Origin of the sequence: Sphingomonas sp. MA1305, from assembly GCF_016107325.1 — a bacterium.
In the GTDB taxonomy this organism is placed as follows: Bacteria; Pseudomonadota; Alphaproteobacteria; order Sphingomonadales; family Sphingomonadaceae; genus Sphingomonas.
The window spans coordinates 21817-37504 of record NZ_RCVT01000008.1 but is presented as its reverse complement, the minus strand read 5'-3'; the positions used below and the strand labels follow the sequence as shown (position 1 = coordinate 37504).

The window sequence follows — 15688 nt, the reverse complement described above, 5'->3', positions numbered from 1 at the left end:
GACCAAGTATGTCGACGGACCTAGGCAGCTGCCTTTAGCCGAGCGTGCCGCCTGGTCGAGTAGATCGGTGGCCTGAGCCGGCGAGAGCGGCTTTGCGAAAAGATAGCCCTGGATCGCGTTGCACCCGGCTCGGGCCAGGATGTCCGCCTGCTGCTGCTTCGGATGCGGTGGCGGTCCTCAGCGGCAAACTGCGCGAAGCAACCAACCACTGCCGGAAATCCTCCGCCTCCATTGGTCGTGCGAAGTGGTAGCCCTGTGCTTCCTCGCACCCCATCCCGGCCAGCATCGTCGCAGCGGCGGCGCTCTCAACGCCTTCGGCAACGACGCGGTAGCCCAGATCGTGCGAGAGGGTGATCATTGAACGAACAAGGGCTTGCTCCCGCTCTTCCTCCGCCAGGTGCCGGATGAATGACTGGTCGATCTTGACCACCCGCGCCGGTAGGCGCTGGAGATAGGCAAGGCTGCTATAGCCCGTGCCGAAATCGTCGATTGCCAGCGGCACCCCGGCGGCTTTCAGCTCGCGAAGCTGCGTCATGGCGCGACCGCCATTCTCCATCACGGCACTTTCCGTCACCTCCAGCTCGATCGCATCCGGGCGCAGCCGGTGCTTCAGGAGATAGAGCTGCACGCGTCCGGCGAAGTCGCTTTCTTCGAGATTGGCCGCAGAGACGTTGATCGAAAGCTGAAGGTCGAGCCCCTCTTTCCGCCAGGCTGCAAGCTGTCGCATGGCCGTATCAAGCACCCATGCGGTAGTGGGCTTCGCAAGCGAGGTCTGCTCGATGATCGGAATGAACTCTCCGGGTGACACTTCCCCCAAGCGAGGATGCTTCCAGCGGAGCAGCGCCTCCGCCCCGACGCACTGCCCCGAGGCGACATCGACCCGCGGCTGAAATACGAGCCTGAGCTGACCCGGCTGGTCGAGCGCGGCACCAAAATCGTTGAGGAGCGTGAACCTGCGACCGTGAACGCGGTCCTCGTCGGGTGAGTAGAGGCTAACGGCGTTCTCTGACGCACGGGCGTCCTGGGCGGCGCTATAGGCGGTGCGCAGCACATCGCGCGGGTCCGCCTCACCAAGAATGACGGACGTGACGCCAATCGCGGTGGTCATGGCGAACCGAACGACGGAAGCATTCTGGGCTGTCGCCAGCATCGAGCCGAGCAACGCCAGATATGCGTCCCGCTCCGGCTCAGGCGGGGACAGGAACGCAAACTGCGTTGCAGCGACATGGTAGGCCGTTCGTCCGGGGCCGAGTGCTGCCCGGAGCGACCTGGCGGCATCCTGCACCATGTCATCGACGAACGAAGGCCCCCTCACGCGCAGGCCGTTGTTGAGCTGGTCGTTACGGGCAAGGTCGAGCAGCACGGCATATCGCCGCTCGCCAGGCGCATCCCGACCAAGGTCTTCAAGATCGTCGAGAAACTGGGTGCGGTTGGGAAGGCCGCTGAGGGGATCGATGCGCCCGAACGCGTGCTGCATCTCGATCTGCACCATGACCATATCGGCCAGATCGCTCAGGCCGGTCATCTCCACCTCAGACACCGTTCGCGGCTCCGTGCCGAGCACACAAAGCGAGCCGAGGCCGAATCCTTCGCGGGTAACGAGCGGAACGCCAGCGTAGAAGCGAACTCCTGTTTCCGCCAGGAGGCTCGTCGCATAGCAGTTGTCGGCGAGAAGGTCGGGGATGACCAGCACCTCGGTGGTCTCCGCCACCTGCGCGCACGGTGCCTTGTCGCGCGGTATGGAGCTATGTTCGACCCCGACACGCGATTTGAACCACTGCCGGTCCCGATCGGTCAGTGATACCGCCGAAATAGGCAGATTGAAGATCTGGCTCGCCATGCGCGTGATGCGATCGAAGCTCGCGCTCGGAGGCGTGTCGAGCAGGTTCAACTGGTACAGCGCGTCAAGTCGCGCTTCTTCGTTCTGTTTCACGATCCGTGCCTCTTCGCCCCGGACCTAGCCGGCGAATCGATACCAAACCGCTAACACACACGCTCCAAGGGTTTTGGAGTCGACTCGCTTCCGCAACAATCATGTGCTATTGTCGTGGATGCGAGCGGGGGCGCACGCACCGGGACATGGCGCATGGCGCTGATTCAAGGAGCTGCGATAATGGATCAGGCCACGACTGACTATTACGTGAAGCGCGAGCAGCAAGAACGCGAGCTGGCCGCGTCTGCGGCCGACCCAGCAATTGCAGCAATTCACCTGAATATGGCAGAGCGCTACGCAAAGCTGGTGCATGCCGACTCGAATCGGGGGCGGTGAGAGGATGGTCGAAAACGTACGCTAAGCGTCGCGACCCTGCTGGTGAAGGCGGAGCGGCCTGAATCGCCCGCGGGGCTTGTCGATCTCACCCCATAGATAGTCGCCGGTGAGGCCGACATGCTCCCAGCCCAGCGGCGCGACATGGGCGAGCAGTTCGTCGGGTACGTCGACGCCGCTGCCGCGCAGGTGCCGGACGGCCTGGTCGAGATAGACGGTGTTCCACAGCGTTGCGCTGCCTGTTGACGTAACCTGCCGAATACGGCCGGGAGCTTGGCTGTATCGCTGCTCTCCAAAGACTTCTTAGCGTACGTTTTCGGCCCTTCTCTCACCGTTCCCCATCCCGATCTCGCCGCTTGACACACCGCCAAGCAAGCAGCCTAGACCCCCAGGATGAGGGGTCCTTTTTCGACGCCGATCACCCCGCTACCGGGGTCCCTTTTGCACGCCGATCCACAGTGGTGGGCGAGCGCCCCGCTTCCGAGCCGCATCCGATCGCCGACGAGGTCCGGCGCCAGGCCGATGCGGCGCTGGTGTCCTGATTGCACCTTGCCGCTTCCCGACGCCGACAGGCACCGGGCGATCCAGCGGGATCACGGCTTGCGCTCGACGTCCTTCCTGTCGGCCTCGGCCGGCGTCAGGCGAGCCCGCTCGCGGATGCGGCGTTCCAGCGGCGCACCGACGAACAGGACGAGCATTGCAAGGCTCACCCCGCCGATGATGAGCGGCCACACTGCCAACCCCGCTGCCGCGCCGATCGTGGCCGTCACCCAGATGCACGCGGCGGTCGCCAATCCATGCACTTCCTGACCCTGGCCGACCCGCAGCACCGCGCCGGCACCGATGAAACCGACGCCTGTCAGAATGCCCTGCATCGCCCGCCCTGCGGCGTCGGCGTTTACATTTGGCAGGCCACTATGCACGACCGCCTGCACGGCGATGCAGCTCGCCAGACCGACCAGACCCAGCGTTCGCAAGCCCATGATCTGCCGGTTCTCGCGCGAGCGTTCCCAGCCGAGCACCATCCCGGCCACGGTCGCAACCACCAGCCGCCCGATCGCATCGATCCAGAAGCCGATGTCCGATCCCGCTGACGCTTCGATCATTCGACCAGCACGTGGACGTGATGCCAGGCGGTGCACAGATAGCCGGCGAAGTTCCACATCGTGTCCGGCCGTTCGGGCTGTCCCTGTCCAGCCCCGTCGAAGGCGCGCACGACGAGGTGCTGGCGACCTTTGGCAAGCGTGGCGTCGAGGGTCCAGCGCCGCCAACCCCAGTGCGTCTCCGGATCATCGGCGAACGTCGCCTGTTGCCACTCGCGACCACCGTTTACCGACACTTCGACCCGAGAGACGCGGCGATCATAGGCGATGGCATAGCCCTCGATCCGCACCTCCCCGGCCGGCAGGCTTTCGCCAGAGCCGGGCACGCAGATCGCGGCGTTGAGCGGCATGGCATTGATGGTCAGACCCCGGCTCCAGTCGACGGTGTCGCTCGTCACATCGGCGGGAAACAGCTTGTAGTCGTGCGCCTGGATCGGTGCGTCGGAAGGCATGTCTCGCACCTCGATCCGTGTCAGCCACTTGGCGCTGCGCACGCCGGCATAGCCCGGCACCACCATGCGGAGCGGTGCGCCGTGTTCGGGCGTCAGCGGCTCGCCGTTCATCGCCCAGACGAGGAGGACGTCGGGCTGCCGCGCCTTGCTCATGGCGATCGATACCCCGAACAAGGCTTCCTCGCCCTCCACGTCCACCTCGTCCGCGCCGGTGAACGCCACGAACAGGTCGGAAGCATCAGGTGCGCCGACCGCATCGAGCACATCGGCCAGGCGTACGCCGGTCCACTCTGCATTGCCGATCGCGCCGACATCCCAAGGATCACCCGACGTTTTTCCGACCTGCTGGAGGTCAGTGCGCCGGTTGCCGGCGCACTGGAGAACTGCCGTCACCGTCCGCGTGGGGAACGTAGCTTTCAGTTCCTCTACCGAAAAAGAGCGGCTCGCCATGCCCGTCCCGCTCACCTCGATCCGATGATTGGCGGGCAGATCCGGCACTGGCCCGTGGCTGCGCACGTAGAACAGCGCCTGCGGCGTCAGGAACCGCTCGATCAACGCACCGGGCGTCGGCTCGGCGTTGTAGGGATCGGAATTGCGCGCGATCATATTGGTCATGGACGATCAAACGTCGCAGGCCCGCCTAACGCTCCAAGTCTTCGAGACCATCGCAGACGAAAGGCTGCCGATCATTCCGATATCCAGATTGGAATGACCATATCAAACGGTTGGTCGTATCGATCTAAGTACGCGATATATGCTGCATGACCCTGGAGCAGCTCAGAATCTTCGTCGGTGCCGCGGAGCGCGAACACGTCACCAAAGCAGCGGAGGCGCTGAACGTGACGCAGTCCGCTGCCTCCGGCGCGGTCGCGGCCCTCGAAGCGCGCTACGGAGTTCCTCTTTTTCACCGCGTCGGGCGTGGCATCCAGCTGACCGAAGCAGGCCGAGGCTTTCTGGAGGAAGCGCGCGCGGTGCTGGGGCGGGCAGCGCATGCCGAGACGATGCTGGCGGACTATGCCGGGCTTGCCCGTGGTTCGTTGCGGATCGTCGCCAGCCAGACGATCGCGAGCTACTGGTTGCCGGCAAAGCTCGCCGCCTTCCACGAACGCCACCCGCAGATCGCGGTCGAACTGGCGATCGACAACACCGAAGGTGCAGCAGCGCAGGTCCTGAGCGGCGCCGCGGAGCTCGGTTTCGTCGAGGGCGAGGTGGACGAACCGGCGCTCGCCCACTGGAATGTCGGGCATGACCCGATGGTGCTGGTCGGCCGCGAGGACGCCGGGCGCGTCGACGAGGACTGGCTTCGCGCTGCACGCTGGATCGTCCGCGAGCAGGGTTCGGGCACGCGCTCGACCTTCGAGGACGTGCTGCGAACGCGCGGGTTCGATCCGGCCCAGCTGACGGTAGCGATGACGTTGCCGTCCAACGAGGCGGTGCGTACCGCGGTCGAGGCCGGTGCCGGCGTCGCTGTGTTGTCGCGATTGGTCGTCGCACGCGCGCTCAAGGCCGGCGATCTGGTCGAGCTGCCGCTTGGGTTGCCCGACCGCGCCTTTCACGCGCTACGCCACAAGGAACGCTATCGCACCCGCGCGGCCGACGCGCTGACGAACCTCGTCAAGGAGCAGGTCGCATGACTGCCGACACGCACTCCGTTCTCAGCGGCCTCAAGCCGGGGTCAGCACATAGAACGGACCCAGATATACGGTAACGCGATCGGGTGTCGGCAAACCCCCAGATTCGGGTTTCCGTACAGCTGACCAAAGCGACAGGATTTGTCGCACACTCTGCCGTCCTGTTGGCACCACGACCCAAGGCCGGAGCGCACCCTGTCCGAAAACATGTGTTTGTCGGACATGTTCACGAGGCAACGTGTCGCCGTCGCGCTTAATACCTAAGACGCGCACGATATTGACATCTCATGTGTAATTTGCCGTTTCAGCGCACAGTAAGGCCGTATTAGGAATCGAAATGGCGTTCAGAGCAGATGAAGCCGCTGCGAGCGGTTATGAGAAGGCGCGCAACTACCTTGTGTCGCGGCATTTCACGCCAGCACAGCGCGAGCTGTCGGACGGGGCACTTCGTGCGATTGTCGAGGAGATCGGTCCGCCGGTCGACGGCTATCCCACCTGGCACCCGCTGGTCGCCCAGCATGACGGGCGGAATCCGGAAACCTATCCCAGCGAACGCACGGGCTATGAAGGTCTCGACCATACGCGCTATTTTGCGCATGGCTTCATCACCTGTCCCTACGTTGACGGCGACAAGGTGATCGCTTCAGCGCAACGAATTGTCTGCCCGCCTGGGGTCTCGATTTCCGCCGAACGTCTCGACGGTCCGTTCTACATGGACAACGCTGAGCCCATCCTCGTCCGGTGCAATTGGGACCGCGGTCTGGAAGCCAACCACACCATCCCAAAATCGCTCGCCGTGCCTCTGATGCTCGAGCAGGAACTCCCCTGCTGGCGCTGGTCGCAGCGCGCCGAAACGTGGGAAACGATGCGCCCCTATCTGCTTGGCGAGCCCCATGGCAGTCGATCGTCCCTGTTCGTGACGCAGGAGACCGCACTGGCTCTCAAGAAGATTTATCTGAGCCTTGTGGAATCGGGGATGTTCGGCCCGGTGAAAATGCGCTGACGGTCGCCCGGGGGATTTTGATGACGAATGGCGTGCAAGCAACCGAGCCAGCAGGCGAGGTCCGTCCCGAGAGCATAGGCGATGTCCCGGTGCGGGTCGTCAACACCTACTCACGTCTATGGCAGTTCGAAACGTGGCTGCGGGCGATGGTTTACGTCGAGCTTCGAGCGAAGCTCGGCGATTCTTGGGCAGATGATCTGAAAAAGAAGCCGGGCCATCAACAGGCAGATGCATCGCTTACCCATATGCCTACAGCGGAAAGCAGCGCGCTGAGCTACAGTCAGTTGCCCGCCTTGCTCGAATTGATCGAGACACATTGGGACTGCTTCGAAACCTATTTCCCCCCGCGCGATCTTTGGCATGCCAAGTTGCGCGAGGTTAAGCAAATCCGCAACCGCGTCGCGCACTTTCGCGCTGGGCATGCTGATGACTACGCCCGCATTCTTCAGTTTCTACGGGATCTGGACAAGAGCTTTTGGCGATATTGCACCAGTTACAACAACGGCCAGCCCTTCCTGCCGCAGCGGATCAATCCAGTGGCTAAGCGCTTTTTGCCGCTCGACCCGCTCCCGTTCGTCGAGTTCGAGAAGAAGCGTTGGGCACAAATCGGAACGCGGAACAAGGAGCTGCCGGTTGGGATGACCGTGCATTACCAGCAACGTCCGTGGGCCAATGTCACAACCCTCAAAGCCGGGCAGCCGGGTCTCCTTTATGACATTCGACTGTTCGCGCAGGATGGACGCGGCCTAGACTACCGACGATTCCTAGATCGAACCCGCGCGCTCCACCCGCACCTCGTCCATGTTCTGCTTGACAGCTTCTCTAGCGAGGTTCGCGTGACGATACCTTCGGTCCTGGGTACCAAAGCTATCGTTGCGCTTATCGAAAAGTGCCACGAGGCCGCGGTGAATAGCATCGTGCGCGCCGCTTTTTCGGATAAGGAAGCGGTGATCGCTTTGGCATCGCAATGGCCGGAATATGTGCTCGGACCCGAGAATCCGCTCGCCTTTCTCAGTCCTGATATGCCTTGTTCGTTTTTCGGCGTCTGAGGATTTCAAAGGGGCAGCAGAGCGAACGCAACTGACCCGCGAAGGGAACCGAAAGTCAGTCTGGTAGCAGTGCGCCACTACACGCCATCCAACGGCTCCACTTGGTTTCCTAGAGCCGGTCCTTCCATACTGTATTAAAAATAGGTGATTTGCGCCGCCTGAACCCAGATGAGGGTGCTTAACGTATATCTGGGTCCGTTCTATGTACCGACCCAAGCCGCTCAGCCGGCTCGATCATCCCCGCGAGATGATCCGTCAGTTCACGCCCAACTGGTTTGCCGCGACGATGGGCATGGGCATCCTTGCCCTCGCGCTGCCGCAGGTGCCCGGCATCGGACCTTCGCTTAAACCCGTCGGCGAGGTGTTGTGGTTCTTCAATATCGCACTCTTCGCGCTGTTCGCCGGCCTTTATGGCGCGCGCTGGGTGATGTTCGGGCACGAGGCGCGGCGCATCTTCGGGCATAACACCGTGTCGATGTTCATCGGCACCATCCCGATGGGCCTCGCGACGATCATCAACGGCTGCTTCGCCTTCGGCATCGCACGGTTCGGGAATGGCATCGTACCGGTCGCACACGTCCTGTGGTGGATCGACGTCGCCATGTCGCTCGCCTGTGGCGTGCTGATCCCGTACATGATGTTCACCCGTCACGAGCACAGCCTGGACGGCATGACGGCGGTATGGTTGCTGCCGGTCGTCGCTGCCGAAGTGGCGGGCGCCAGCGGCGGGCTGCTCGCGCCGCATCTGGCCGATCCTCACGCGCAGCTCGTCACGCTTGCGACCTCCTATGTGCTGTGGGCCTATTCGGTGCCGGTCGCGTTCGGCATCCTCGCCATCCTCATCCTGCGCATGGCGCTCCACAAACTGCCGCACGAGAGCATGGCGGCGTCCTCCTGGCTGGCGCTGGGACCGATCGGCACGGGTGCTCTGGGCATGCTGGTGCTCGGGGCGGACGCGCCGGCTATCCTCGCGGCGCACGGCTGGCCGGTGTCGGTGCCGTCGCGCATGGGGATCGAAGCTCGGAGGATCGCGGGGATCAGGGATGCCCTGCTGAGGCTGTCAATCGGCCTGGAGCATGTGGACGATCTGATCGCGGGGCTGGAAAAGGGATTTAGCGCTTGAGTGAGGATCCCGATCCAGCTCCACTTTGCCGTCACGAGGAACTGGCCCGACGCGAGAACCGATTGAGGGCGGCGAAGGCTTCATCCTCCATCACGTCGGCGAAGCAGCTCCCCGCTATCGATGACCTCGAAGGTGCAAGCATCGATATACCGGACCGGCTCCCCCGTAGAGAGGGCTAGCCGCCGCGCGCCTGGATAACGGCGCGGGCCAGCATCGGTATCGAGCTGGCCGACATGACGGTATTCCACCACGATCAGCGGAGAGCCGTCGTCCCCGACGCAGCGATAACGGGCGCTCTCCTCCTCCATACGAACGTTGTCAGGACAAAGCCGTGGCGCCTGCCACGGCTCTGCCCCGTCTCGTCACGCCGCTAACAGCTCGTCGGCGGGACCGAAGAACTCATAGTGAATGCGATCGGAAGGCACGCCGGCGAGCGACAGCGTGGAAACGAACGTCCGCAGGAACGGGCGTGGCCCACAAAGATAGTAATCGGCTTCAGCGCCCATCGTTTCCTGGCGCAGCCACTCCTCGTCGATCAGACCCGCCTCATCGAAATCGCGCTCCGCCACATCCTCGGTCCGCGGCTGCTGATAGAAGGTTGTGATCCGGATGTTGGGGCGATCAGCCACAAGCGAGCGCACATGATCACCCATTGCGTGCGTCGAACCGTTGAGAGTTCCATGCGCGTAATGAACAGGCAGGTCCGGATGACGCTGGGCAATCGTCTCCAGCATCGCCACCATCGGTGTCAGCCCGACGCCGCCCGAGAGCAGCACCACAGGCCGTTCCGGACGATCGGCCAGGAAGAACTCGCCGGCAGGCGGTGCGACCTTGAGCACCGTTCCGGGTGCGGCATGATCGTGGAGCCAGTTCGAGGCGATCCCCTGCGGCTCGCGCTTGACCGAGATGCGATAGGTCGTGCCGTTCGGGGCAGCCGAGATGCTGTAGTTGCGCTTGAGCGGCGGATGACCGGGGATTTCGAGCCAGAAGGTGAGATACTGGCCCGGCTTGTGCGCGATGACGGGCCGGCCATCGGTCGGCCGTAGCACAAACGAGGTGATGATCGCGCTTTCGGGCCGCACCTCGTCAACGACGAACGTCCGCCATCCGGACCATCCGCCTTCGGCAGACGCCAGGTCGTGGTAGATATGGTCCTCACGCGCGATCAGGATGTTGGCGAGGAACCAATAGGCCTCGCCCCAGGCTCCGAGGATTTGGGGCGTCGCGGCCTCTCCCAGGACCTCCTTGATCGCGCCGAGCAGGGCTTCGGCAACGTAAGAGTAGTGCTCAGGCAGGATTTGCAGGCCGACATGCTTCTGCGCGATCCGCTCGACTGCTGGCGCCAGTGCGCCGAGATTGTCGATGTTTCGACCGTAAGCGAGGATGGCGGTCGCGAGCGCCTTGGGCTGCGAGCCCGTCTCGCCATGATGCGACTGGTTGAACAGGTCGCGGATCATCGGGTTCTCGAACATCCGCGCGTACATGACGCGCACGATTTCCAGCCCATGTGCTTCAAGGGCCGGAACGGTGGCTTTGACGAGCGCGATCGTCTGCTCGCTCAAGGGCTGCGACATAAGGTCTCCTGCTGAATGGGGCGGTCATTTGACCGTCGAGGATAGGGATCAGCCGCTGGGCGGCTCGTTATAGAAATCGACCTGCATCTTCATGGCCCCGAGCGGTTCCACGAAATGCGGTTGCTCGGGCAGGATCAGCCCGGGCACACCCGGCGTGATGATCGTCTCCGATACCGGGTCAAGGTAGGTGAGCTTCAACCTGCCCTCCGTCACCCGGATCACACCCCACACCTCGGCCTTCGTGCGATGCTCGCTGCGCAAGGCGGCAGGGAGCGTCGCCTCATTGAACACCGGGGTAGAGCGGTAGGGAATGGCGGCGCTCATCTCAGGCGGCCTTGCGATCTTGCGCGGACGGGAGCTTGAAGAACATTGCGAGCTGAAGGCTTTCCGCAATGCGGGCCGCCTTGGCTTGGAGAGCCGCTGCGGCAGCAGGCGCCATCACGCCCTCGGTGACCATGGCCCACAATGACAGCCAGCGATCGAACAGGGCGGGGGTAATGCGTCCGGTATGCCGGAGGTGCGCCGCAACGGGATTGCCCTTGTAGCGCCCACTGGTCAGCATCACCGACGACCAGAACGCGGTGAGCTTATCCAGATGCTCGGGCCAGTCGGGAATCGCGGCATTGAAGATCGGGCCGAGTTCGGCGTCCTCCCGAACCCGCGCGTAGAACAGGGCGATAAGCCGCTCCAGCCCTTGCTCGTCGATCTCAGCGAAACCGCTCACGAGTCGTGCTCCAATCATGTACCAGGTATGCATCTAATCAGCAGCTTTGAAACATGCAACGGAAATACATATAAGCGGCACCGGCCAATGAGGCCTTGACCGGGAGACCCAATGCGGCTGACGCGCTACACCGATTATGCGATGCGGGTGCTTCTTTACGTCGGCGCGCGCCCCGAGCGGCTGTGCTCGATCGCGGAAATCTCGCGTGCCTATGGGATTTCCCAAAACCACCTGATGAAGGTGGTCCATGACCTCGGCAAAGCCGGCTATCTCGCCAGCGCTCGCGGCAGGTTCGGGGGTATCAAGCTCGGGCGAGCACCTGAGGACATCATCGTCGGCGCTGTCGTTCGGCACACCGAAGACGGCTTCGATCTCGTGGATTGCGGCACATGCATCATTGCCCCGGCCTGTGGACTGACCGGTGCCCTTCGCGAGGCGTTGGCTGCCTTTCTGGCTGTTCTCGATGGCTATACACTCGCCGACTTGCTCGCGAAACGTAGCGAAATAGCGAACCTGTTCGCTCCGAAGGCGGCTTGAGTGCCAAACAGGCCGATGTCGTGGACGCAATCCAAACGCGGCCCCATAGCCCTGTCCATGAAGACTCATCACTTAATGCTTCTGTGCCTCGCCGGCTGCGGCAACATGCCCAAGGACCCGGAGGGTACGCTCGATCGCATTCGTCAAGAACACGTCATCAGGGTCGGCCGTGTTGAGGGTGGGTCGGCTGCCGATGCGTCAGACTGGCGACGGGTTCTGGCACGCGTGGAGGCATCGACGGGAGCGAAGCCGGTCTTCCAACCCGGCATGCTGGAGCCGTTGCTGCTGGACCTGGAGGCGGGCAAGCTCGACCTCGTGGTGGGTGGACGTTTCGACGAGAAGACACCGTGGAAAACGCGAGTGACCCTCGGTCCGCCAATCGCGAAGGCCGAAACGCCAATTGGTACGACCGCCAGTCACATCGTTGCGCGGAACGGCGAGAATGCGTGGATCATGTTGGTCCAGCGCGAAGCTAAGGCGGCGGGGAAAGAGCCGTGAGAGAAGGAATCCCCGATCAACTGCAAGGCGCCATGCGCCGTGCCGAGCGCCTTGAGTGGTGGTCCATCGCGTGGACGATCAGCGTGATCGTGGTCATGGGCGCGGCGATGGGTTCGAGCCAGACCATGAAGACGGCCTGGATCGAAGATTGTCTCAGCCTGATCCCGCCGGCGGTCTTCCTGATCTCGGCGCGCGTGGAACGTCGTCCCGCTAACGCGCGCTTTCCCAACGGGTTCGCGCGCGTACCGAGCCTCGCTTTCGTCATCGCCGCTACGGCGCTTACGGCCTTGGGCAGCACGTTGCTGGTCGATTCCGCGATGAGCCTGGTCTCGCAGGAGCACGCGACCGTGGCCGCGGTCCATATCTTTGGGAAAGAGATATGGCTGGGATGGATCATGGTGGCAGCGCAGGTCTACTCGATCGTCGTGCCTGTGGTGCTCGGATGGCTGAAACTGCCCTTGGCAAAGCAGCTCAACGACAAGACACTCTTTACCGATGCCATGACCCAGAAGGCGAACTGGATGACCGGGATCGCGGGAATAGGCGGCGTGATCGGCATCCGACTTGGGTACTGGTGGACGGACGCGGTGGCTGCCGGGCTGATCTCGCTCGACATTCTCAACGACGGCATACGAGCGCTTCGAGCGGCATCGGCCGAACTCGTCGATGGGGCGCCGCGGGCACTGGACAGCGACGATATCGCGGAGGATGCCTCAGCGCTACACGCCGTACTCGATGCACGGTTCCCCGGTGCCGAGATACATCTGCGGGAAACCGGCCGCGTGATCAGCGCTCAGATCGTCGGCGCGACGCCGCCTGACGATACGCTCGATGTCCGTGATTATTGGCCGGGCGATCCCGATCGCGCTTGGCGGCTAGGGCACATCAGCTTCGTCCCGCCCCGCTCCGATCGGGGCGATGTACCTGGAAACTGAGGACTCCCGGCGAGCTGAGACTACCCGACTCCGTATTCCACTTTTCGTATGCGCTGTTCGGCTTAAGCAAGTAGTTGATCGCTGAGACCTGATTCCTACCCTCTTGTCATTTGCGCCAGTGTCCGTCGTCAGAACATTCGGCACAACTCGCGACGTAGATTAGCGGAGTGCGGACCTCGTCAGGGGGTTGATGTTAGGCGGCGAACTTGCGGTGCTGCAAGCGCCGATGTTCGATGGTCTGTCGCTTGATCCTTTCGCGCAGTTTGATGATTGCCGGAGCCCTGCCGAAGTAGGCGTCGGCAGGCGTCACGTTGGCCAGGCTCTCGCGGTATCGCTGGTGATTGTAGTGCTCGACGAAGGTCTCGATGTGGGCTTCGAGGTCACCGGGCAGGAAGTAGTTTTCCAGCAAGATGCGGTTTTTCAGGGTCTGGTGCCAGCGCTCGATCTTGCCCTGGGTTTGGGGATGGCACGGGGCGCCGCGGACATGGCTCATCTTCCGGGCCTCGATGTATTCCGCCAGCTCACCCGCGATGTAGCTGGGGCCATTATCGCTGAGTAGCCGGGGTTTGTGCAGCACCGTGGCGCTGTCGCAACCAGAAGCCGCCAGGGCGAAATCCAGCGTGTCGGTGACGTCCTCGGCTCGCATGTTGGTGCACAGCTTCCAGGCGATGATGTAGCGTGAGAAGTCGTCAAGCACGGTCGACAGATACATCCAGCCCCACCCGATGATCTTGAAGTAGGTGAAGTCGGTCTGCCACATCTCGTTCGGCCGCGTGGTTTTCGTGTGGAACTGATCGGCAGCCTTGATCACGACATAGGCCGGGCTGGTGATCAGGTCGTGGGCCTTCAACAGGCGGTAAACCGTGGATTCCGACACGAAGTAGCGCTGCCCATCGGTGAAGCGCACGGCCAGTTCCCGGGGGCTCAGCTCAGACTGTTCCAGCGCCAGCTCGATGATCTGGTCGTGGATGCCCGCCGGGATGCGGTTCCACACCCGGCTCGGCGCCGATGGCCGATCTTCCAACGCCTCCGGCCCGCCTTCGAGGTAGCGATCATACCAGCGGTAGAATGTCCGACGAGGGATGCCGAGTTGGTCCAGCGTGCGCTTGGCCGACAGGTGCGACTGCTCGACGGTTCTGATGATCTCGAGCTTCTCGGATGCGGGATACCTCATTCGTCGTTGCCCCCATCCGCGACCATGCTTTTTTGAGCAGACGGTTTTCCAGTGTCAGATCGGCCACGCATTCCTTCAGGGCCCGGGCTTCGCGGCGCAGGTCCTGGACCTCTCCGGTGGTCGCGGCACGGGCGGTGTCGCCGGCCAGGCGGCGCTTGCCAGCTTCCATGAACTCCTTCGACCAGGTGTAATACAGGCTCTGGGCAATGCCTTCCTTGCGGCATAGCTTGGCGATGCTGTCTTCCCCGCGCAGGCCATCCAGCACGATGCGGATCTTGTCCTCGGCCGAAAAGTGGCGCCGGGTCTGTCGGCGGATGTCCTTCACTACCCGCTCTGCTGGGGCCTTGGCGGGCGATTTTACATTGGAGGATCTGGGCTTCATCTTCGTTCCTTCGTCACTACGACGAAGCCCAGATCCTCCTTAAATCACAACCTCAAATCTGTGCCATTGGTGCTGACGGCGGACACGCGACCTTGGTGAGCTTCGAATCCGTGCCCGCGGACTTGAACGCGAACGCGGCCCCGGCTGCCGCGGTGCTGGCGACGGCCGCTCCAACGAGCACCTTCTGCTTCGTGTCCATCAGACTGTCCCTCTCTCAAGCGGCCGCGCGACCGACGTGTTCCTGCTCGTCCTCTCCTCATCACCAGCGGATGCAATCTTGAACGCCAAGATTTGTGCGCGGTGGATCTGGGGAGGCTCGGCGAACAGCGAAGCAGCGCTTCCCGATAGCGCCGTGCCGATTTCGCCCGACAGATGCGTCTCGCGCCCTGCCTCGTCGGCGAAGGTATCGAGGATGGCGAACCGAGTCTTTCCGAGACGCAGAGCGTACCACGACAGGGTGCCAGGCTCCCGCTCCACGGCCGATCGGGCTCCTTGGAGGAAGCGGGCAACCTCTTCCTCCGCACCGTCCCGTGCTTCAAGCGGAACATGCAGGGCCAAGCGCGGCAGGGCGTCCGCCGCCGGCACCTTGAGGGCGAGGATGTCGGCCGGCTCGATCTCCGGCAATCCGTTGAGGATGGTGAAGGTCTTCACCACCAGCGCCCGGCCGACCGTGCCGAACAGATGCTTCAGCCGGCCGGCATTGCCGGGGAAGGTATCGAAGATGGCGAAGTCGGCGGGGCCAAAGCGCAGCGCGTACCAGTGCCGCGTGTCCTGCTCATGCTCGACCGGCTCCAGCGCACCCCGGAGGAATTCAGCGGCATCTTCCTGGTGGGTCGGCCCGGCTTCAATGCCTACGAACAGTGCCTTGTGCATCTTTTCTCTCCTTGTTCCGATGGTAGCGCCTCGAGCTCCACGGAAGGCGTTCTGGGCCTAAATCATGGGAAGTTCGCGCGGCCGGGCGCCGAGCGGGAACGCCGCATCGATCATGCCGAGTTCGGCGTCCGTCACCCAAGCGTGATCCATGCGGATGTGGGAGACGAGGTTGCCGCCCGCGTCGACCACGGCCACGTTGCTCGGCGACCCGATCTCGGCCGCCTTGACCTGACCGGCGGCGATCACGCGTTGAGCGTCTTCGAGCGACACGGACTCTTGCTTAATGGTCATGAGACTCTCCTTGGCTCGCTCGCAAGCGCCTTCTGCTTCGTGTCCATCAGCGGTGCCTTCAGGTCATTTGGAG

Annotated in this window: 18 protein-coding genes and 1 pseudogene; 8 read left to right on the top strand and 11 right to left on the bottom strand. The window is 63.1% G+C overall.

The features are described 5' to 3' along the window. Positions 1-34 precede the first annotated feature (34 nt). Positions 35-1933 carry a sensor domain-containing phosphodiesterase gene (locus tag D9601_RS19135; RefSeq protein WP_254688145.1) on the bottom strand — a complete coding sequence of 633 codons (1899 nt, stop codon included), beginning with the start codon at positions 1931-1933 and terminating at the stop codon, positions 35-37. A 153-nt stretch (positions 1934-2086) separates the two neighbouring features. Between D9601_RS19135 and D9601_RS19130 the strand changes: the two genes are divergently transcribed. Continuing rightward, the gene (locus tag D9601_RS19130) at positions 2087-2269 is read left to right on the top strand and encodes a hypothetical protein (RefSeq protein ID WP_116463104.1); all 183 of its coding nucleotides are present in this window, start codon (positions 2087-2089) and stop codon (positions 2267-2269) included. Positions 2270-2290: 21 nt separating this feature from the next. On the opposite strand, the pseudogene D9601_RS19125 reads toward D9601_RS19130, so the two are convergent. The 3 genes and pseudogenes from D9601_RS19125 to D9601_RS19110 all read right to left on the bottom strand — a co-directional run. Beyond that, positions 2291-2509: pseudogene (locus tag D9601_RS19125) on the bottom strand (Tn3 family transposase); the annotation flags it as partial. A 350-nt stretch (positions 2510-2859) separates the two neighbouring features. Next, entirely contained in the window at positions 2860-3372 is a 513-nt protein-coding gene (locus D9601_RS19115; RefSeq protein ID WP_116732694.1) for an MgtC/SapB family protein, read from the bottom strand. Beyond that, positions 3369-4436, bottom strand: coding sequence for a molybdopterin-dependent oxidoreductase (locus D9601_RS19110; protein ID WP_114688962.1), 1068 nt, complete (start codon positions 4434-4436; stop codon positions 3369-3371). Before D9601_RS19110 ends, D9601_RS19115 begins: the two co-directional genes overlap by 4 nt. A 146-nt stretch (positions 4437-4582) precedes the next feature. On the opposite strand from D9601_RS19110, the gene D9601_RS19105 reads away from it, so the two are divergent. From D9601_RS19105 to D9601_RS19090, 4 genes are all read left to right on the top strand, one after another. Continuing rightward, complete coding sequence (locus D9601_RS19105; RefSeq protein WP_116732679.1) at positions 4583-5455, top strand: LysR family transcriptional regulator; 873 nt, start codon at positions 4583-4585, stop codon at positions 5453-5455. 334 nt (positions 5456-5789) lie between these two features. After that, positions 5790-6455 (top strand): hypothetical protein, encoded by a 666-nt coding sequence (locus D9601_RS19100; protein ID WP_116462979.1) that lies wholly within the window; start codon positions 5790-5792, stop codon positions 6453-6455. A 20-nt stretch (positions 6456-6475) separates the two neighbouring features. Further along, positions 6476-7504, top strand: a complete 1029-nt coding sequence (locus D9601_RS19095) for a Swt1 family HEPN domain-containing protein (protein WP_116462980.1) — start codon at positions 6476-6478, stop codon at positions 7502-7504. Positions 7505-7706: 202 nt separating this feature from the next. Beyond that, a complete protein-coding gene (locus tag D9601_RS19090) occupies positions 7707-8627 on the top strand; it encodes a TDT family transporter (RefSeq protein ID WP_145147075.1) in 921 nt (306 codons plus the stop codon). Between the two features lie 362 nt (positions 8628-8989). On the opposite strand, the gene hmpA is transcribed toward D9601_RS19090, so the two are convergent. Genes hmpA through D9601_RS19075 form a run of 3 tightly spaced genes read right to left on the bottom strand, consistent with a single transcriptional unit; the run spans position 8990 to position 10958 of the window. Continuing rightward, on the bottom strand, positions 8990-10201 hold the full coding sequence (hmpA, locus tag D9601_RS19085; protein ID WP_145147073.1) for an NO-inducible flavohemoprotein: 1212 nt from the start codon (positions 10199-10201) through the stop codon (positions 8990-8992). Between the two features lie 48 nt (positions 10202-10249). Beyond that, complete coding sequence (locus tag D9601_RS19080) at positions 10250-10525, bottom strand: DUF1971 domain-containing protein (RefSeq protein ID WP_116462983.1); 276 nt, start codon at positions 10523-10525, stop codon at positions 10250-10252. Between the two features lies 1 nt (position 10526). Then, a complete protein-coding gene (locus D9601_RS19075) occupies positions 10527-10958 on the bottom strand; it encodes a group III truncated hemoglobin (protein ID WP_198355618.1) in 432 nt (143 codons plus the stop codon). Positions 10959-11036: 78 nt separating this feature from the next. On the opposite strand from D9601_RS19075, the gene D9601_RS19070 reads away from it, so the two are divergent. Genes D9601_RS19070 through D9601_RS19060 form a run of 3 tightly spaced genes read left to right on the top strand, consistent with a single transcriptional unit; the run spans position 11037 to position 12895 of the window. After that, a complete protein-coding gene (locus D9601_RS19070) occupies positions 11037-11462 on the top strand; it encodes an Rrf2 family transcriptional regulator (protein ID WP_116462985.1) in 426 nt (141 codons plus the stop codon). Positions 11463-11519: 57 nt separating this feature from the next. Continuing rightward, entirely contained in the window at positions 11520-11960 is a 441-nt protein-coding gene (locus D9601_RS19065) for a hypothetical protein (protein ID WP_133177343.1), read from the top strand. Between the two features lie 32 nt (positions 11961-11992). Continuing rightward, a complete protein-coding gene (locus D9601_RS19060; protein WP_198355617.1) occupies positions 11993-12895 on the top strand; it encodes a cation transporter in 903 nt (300 codons plus the stop codon). Positions 12896-13088: 193 nt separating this feature from the next. On the opposite strand, the gene D9601_RS19055 is transcribed toward D9601_RS19060, so the two are convergent. From D9601_RS19055 to D9601_RS19040, 4 genes are all read right to left on the bottom strand, one after another. Beyond that, positions 13089-14451 (bottom strand): IS3 family transposase gene (locus D9601_RS19055; protein ID WP_420822844.1). Its coding sequence is split into 2 segments (ribosomal slippage): positions 13089-14102 and positions 14104-14451, totalling 1362 coding nucleotides; the frame shifts between segments, so codons are not numbered across the junction. 52 nt (positions 14452-14503) lie between these two features. Continuing rightward, complete coding sequence (locus D9601_RS19050; protein ID WP_018250478.1) at positions 14504-14650, bottom strand: hypothetical protein; 147 nt, start codon at positions 14648-14650, stop codon at positions 14504-14506. Beyond that, entirely contained in the window at positions 14650-15324 is a 675-nt protein-coding gene (locus D9601_RS19045) for a putative quinol monooxygenase (protein WP_010408781.1), read from the bottom strand. The genes D9601_RS19050 and D9601_RS19045 overlap by 1 nt, the downstream gene beginning before the upstream one ends. A gap of 57 nt (positions 15325-15381) precedes the next feature. Beyond that, positions 15382-15615 carry a heme-binding protein gene (locus tag D9601_RS19040; protein WP_198355616.1) on the bottom strand — a complete coding sequence of 78 codons (234 nt, stop codon included), beginning with the start codon at positions 15613-15615 and terminating at the stop codon, positions 15382-15384. Between the last annotated feature and the right edge of the window lie 73 nt (positions 15616-15688).

Bases quoted from the DNA above. Each gene is read 5' to 3' on its own strand.
- D9601_RS19130 (WP_116463104.1), top strand. From the start codon at position 2,087: ATGGCGCTGATTCAAGGAGCTGCGATAATGGATCAGGCCACGACTGAC.
- D9601_RS19115 (WP_116732694.1), bottom strand. From the start codon at position 3,372: ATGATCGAAGCGTCAGCGGGATCGGACATCGGCTTCTGGATCGATGCG.
- D9601_RS19110 (WP_114688962.1), bottom strand. From the start codon at position 4,436: ATGACCAATATGATCGCGCGCAATTCCGATCCCTACAACGCCGAGCCG.
- D9601_RS19105 (WP_116732679.1), top strand. From the start codon at position 4,583: ATGACCCTGGAGCAGCTCAGAATCTTCGTCGGTGCCGCGGAGCGCGAA.
- D9601_RS19100 (WP_116462979.1), top strand. From the start codon at position 5,790: ATGGCGTTCAGAGCAGATGAAGCCGCTGCGAGCGGTTATGAGAAGGCG.
- D9601_RS19095 (WP_116462980.1), top strand. From the start codon at position 6,476: ATGACGAATGGCGTGCAAGCAACCGAGCCAGCAGGCGAGGTCCGTCCC.
- D9601_RS19090 (WP_145147075.1), top strand. From the start codon at position 7,707: ATGTACCGACCCAAGCCGCTCAGCCGGCTCGATCATCCCCGCGAGATG.
- hmpA (WP_145147073.1), bottom strand. From the start codon at position 10,201: ATGTCGCAGCCCTTGAGCGAGCAGACGATCGCGCTCGTCAAAGCCACC.
- D9601_RS19080 (WP_116462983.1), bottom strand. From the start codon at position 10,525: ATGAGCGCCGCCATTCCCTACCGCTCTACCCCGGTGTTCAATGAGGCG.
- D9601_RS19075 (WP_198355618.1), bottom strand. From the start codon at position 10,958: ATGCATACCTGGTACATGATTGGAGCACGACTCGTGAGCGGTTTCGCT.
- D9601_RS19070 (WP_116462985.1), top strand. From the start codon at position 11,037: ATGCGGCTGACGCGCTACACCGATTATGCGATGCGGGTGCTTCTTTAC.
- D9601_RS19065 (WP_133177343.1), top strand. From the start codon at position 11,520: ATGAAGACTCATCACTTAATGCTTCTGTGCCTCGCCGGCTGCGGCAAC.
- D9601_RS19060 (WP_198355617.1), top strand. From the start codon at position 11,993: ATGCGCCGTGCCGAGCGCCTTGAGTGGTGGTCCATCGCGTGGACGATC.
- D9601_RS19050 (WP_018250478.1), bottom strand. From the start codon at position 14,650: ATGGACACGAAGCAGAAGGTGCTCGTTGGAGCGGCCGTCGCCAGCACC.
- D9601_RS19045 (WP_010408781.1), bottom strand. From the start codon at position 15,324: ATGCACAAGGCACTGTTCGTAGGCATTGAAGCCGGGCCGACCCACCAG.
- D9601_RS19040 (WP_198355616.1), bottom strand. From the start codon at position 15,615: ATGACCATTAAGCAAGAGTCCGTGTCGCTCGAAGACGCTCAACGCGTG.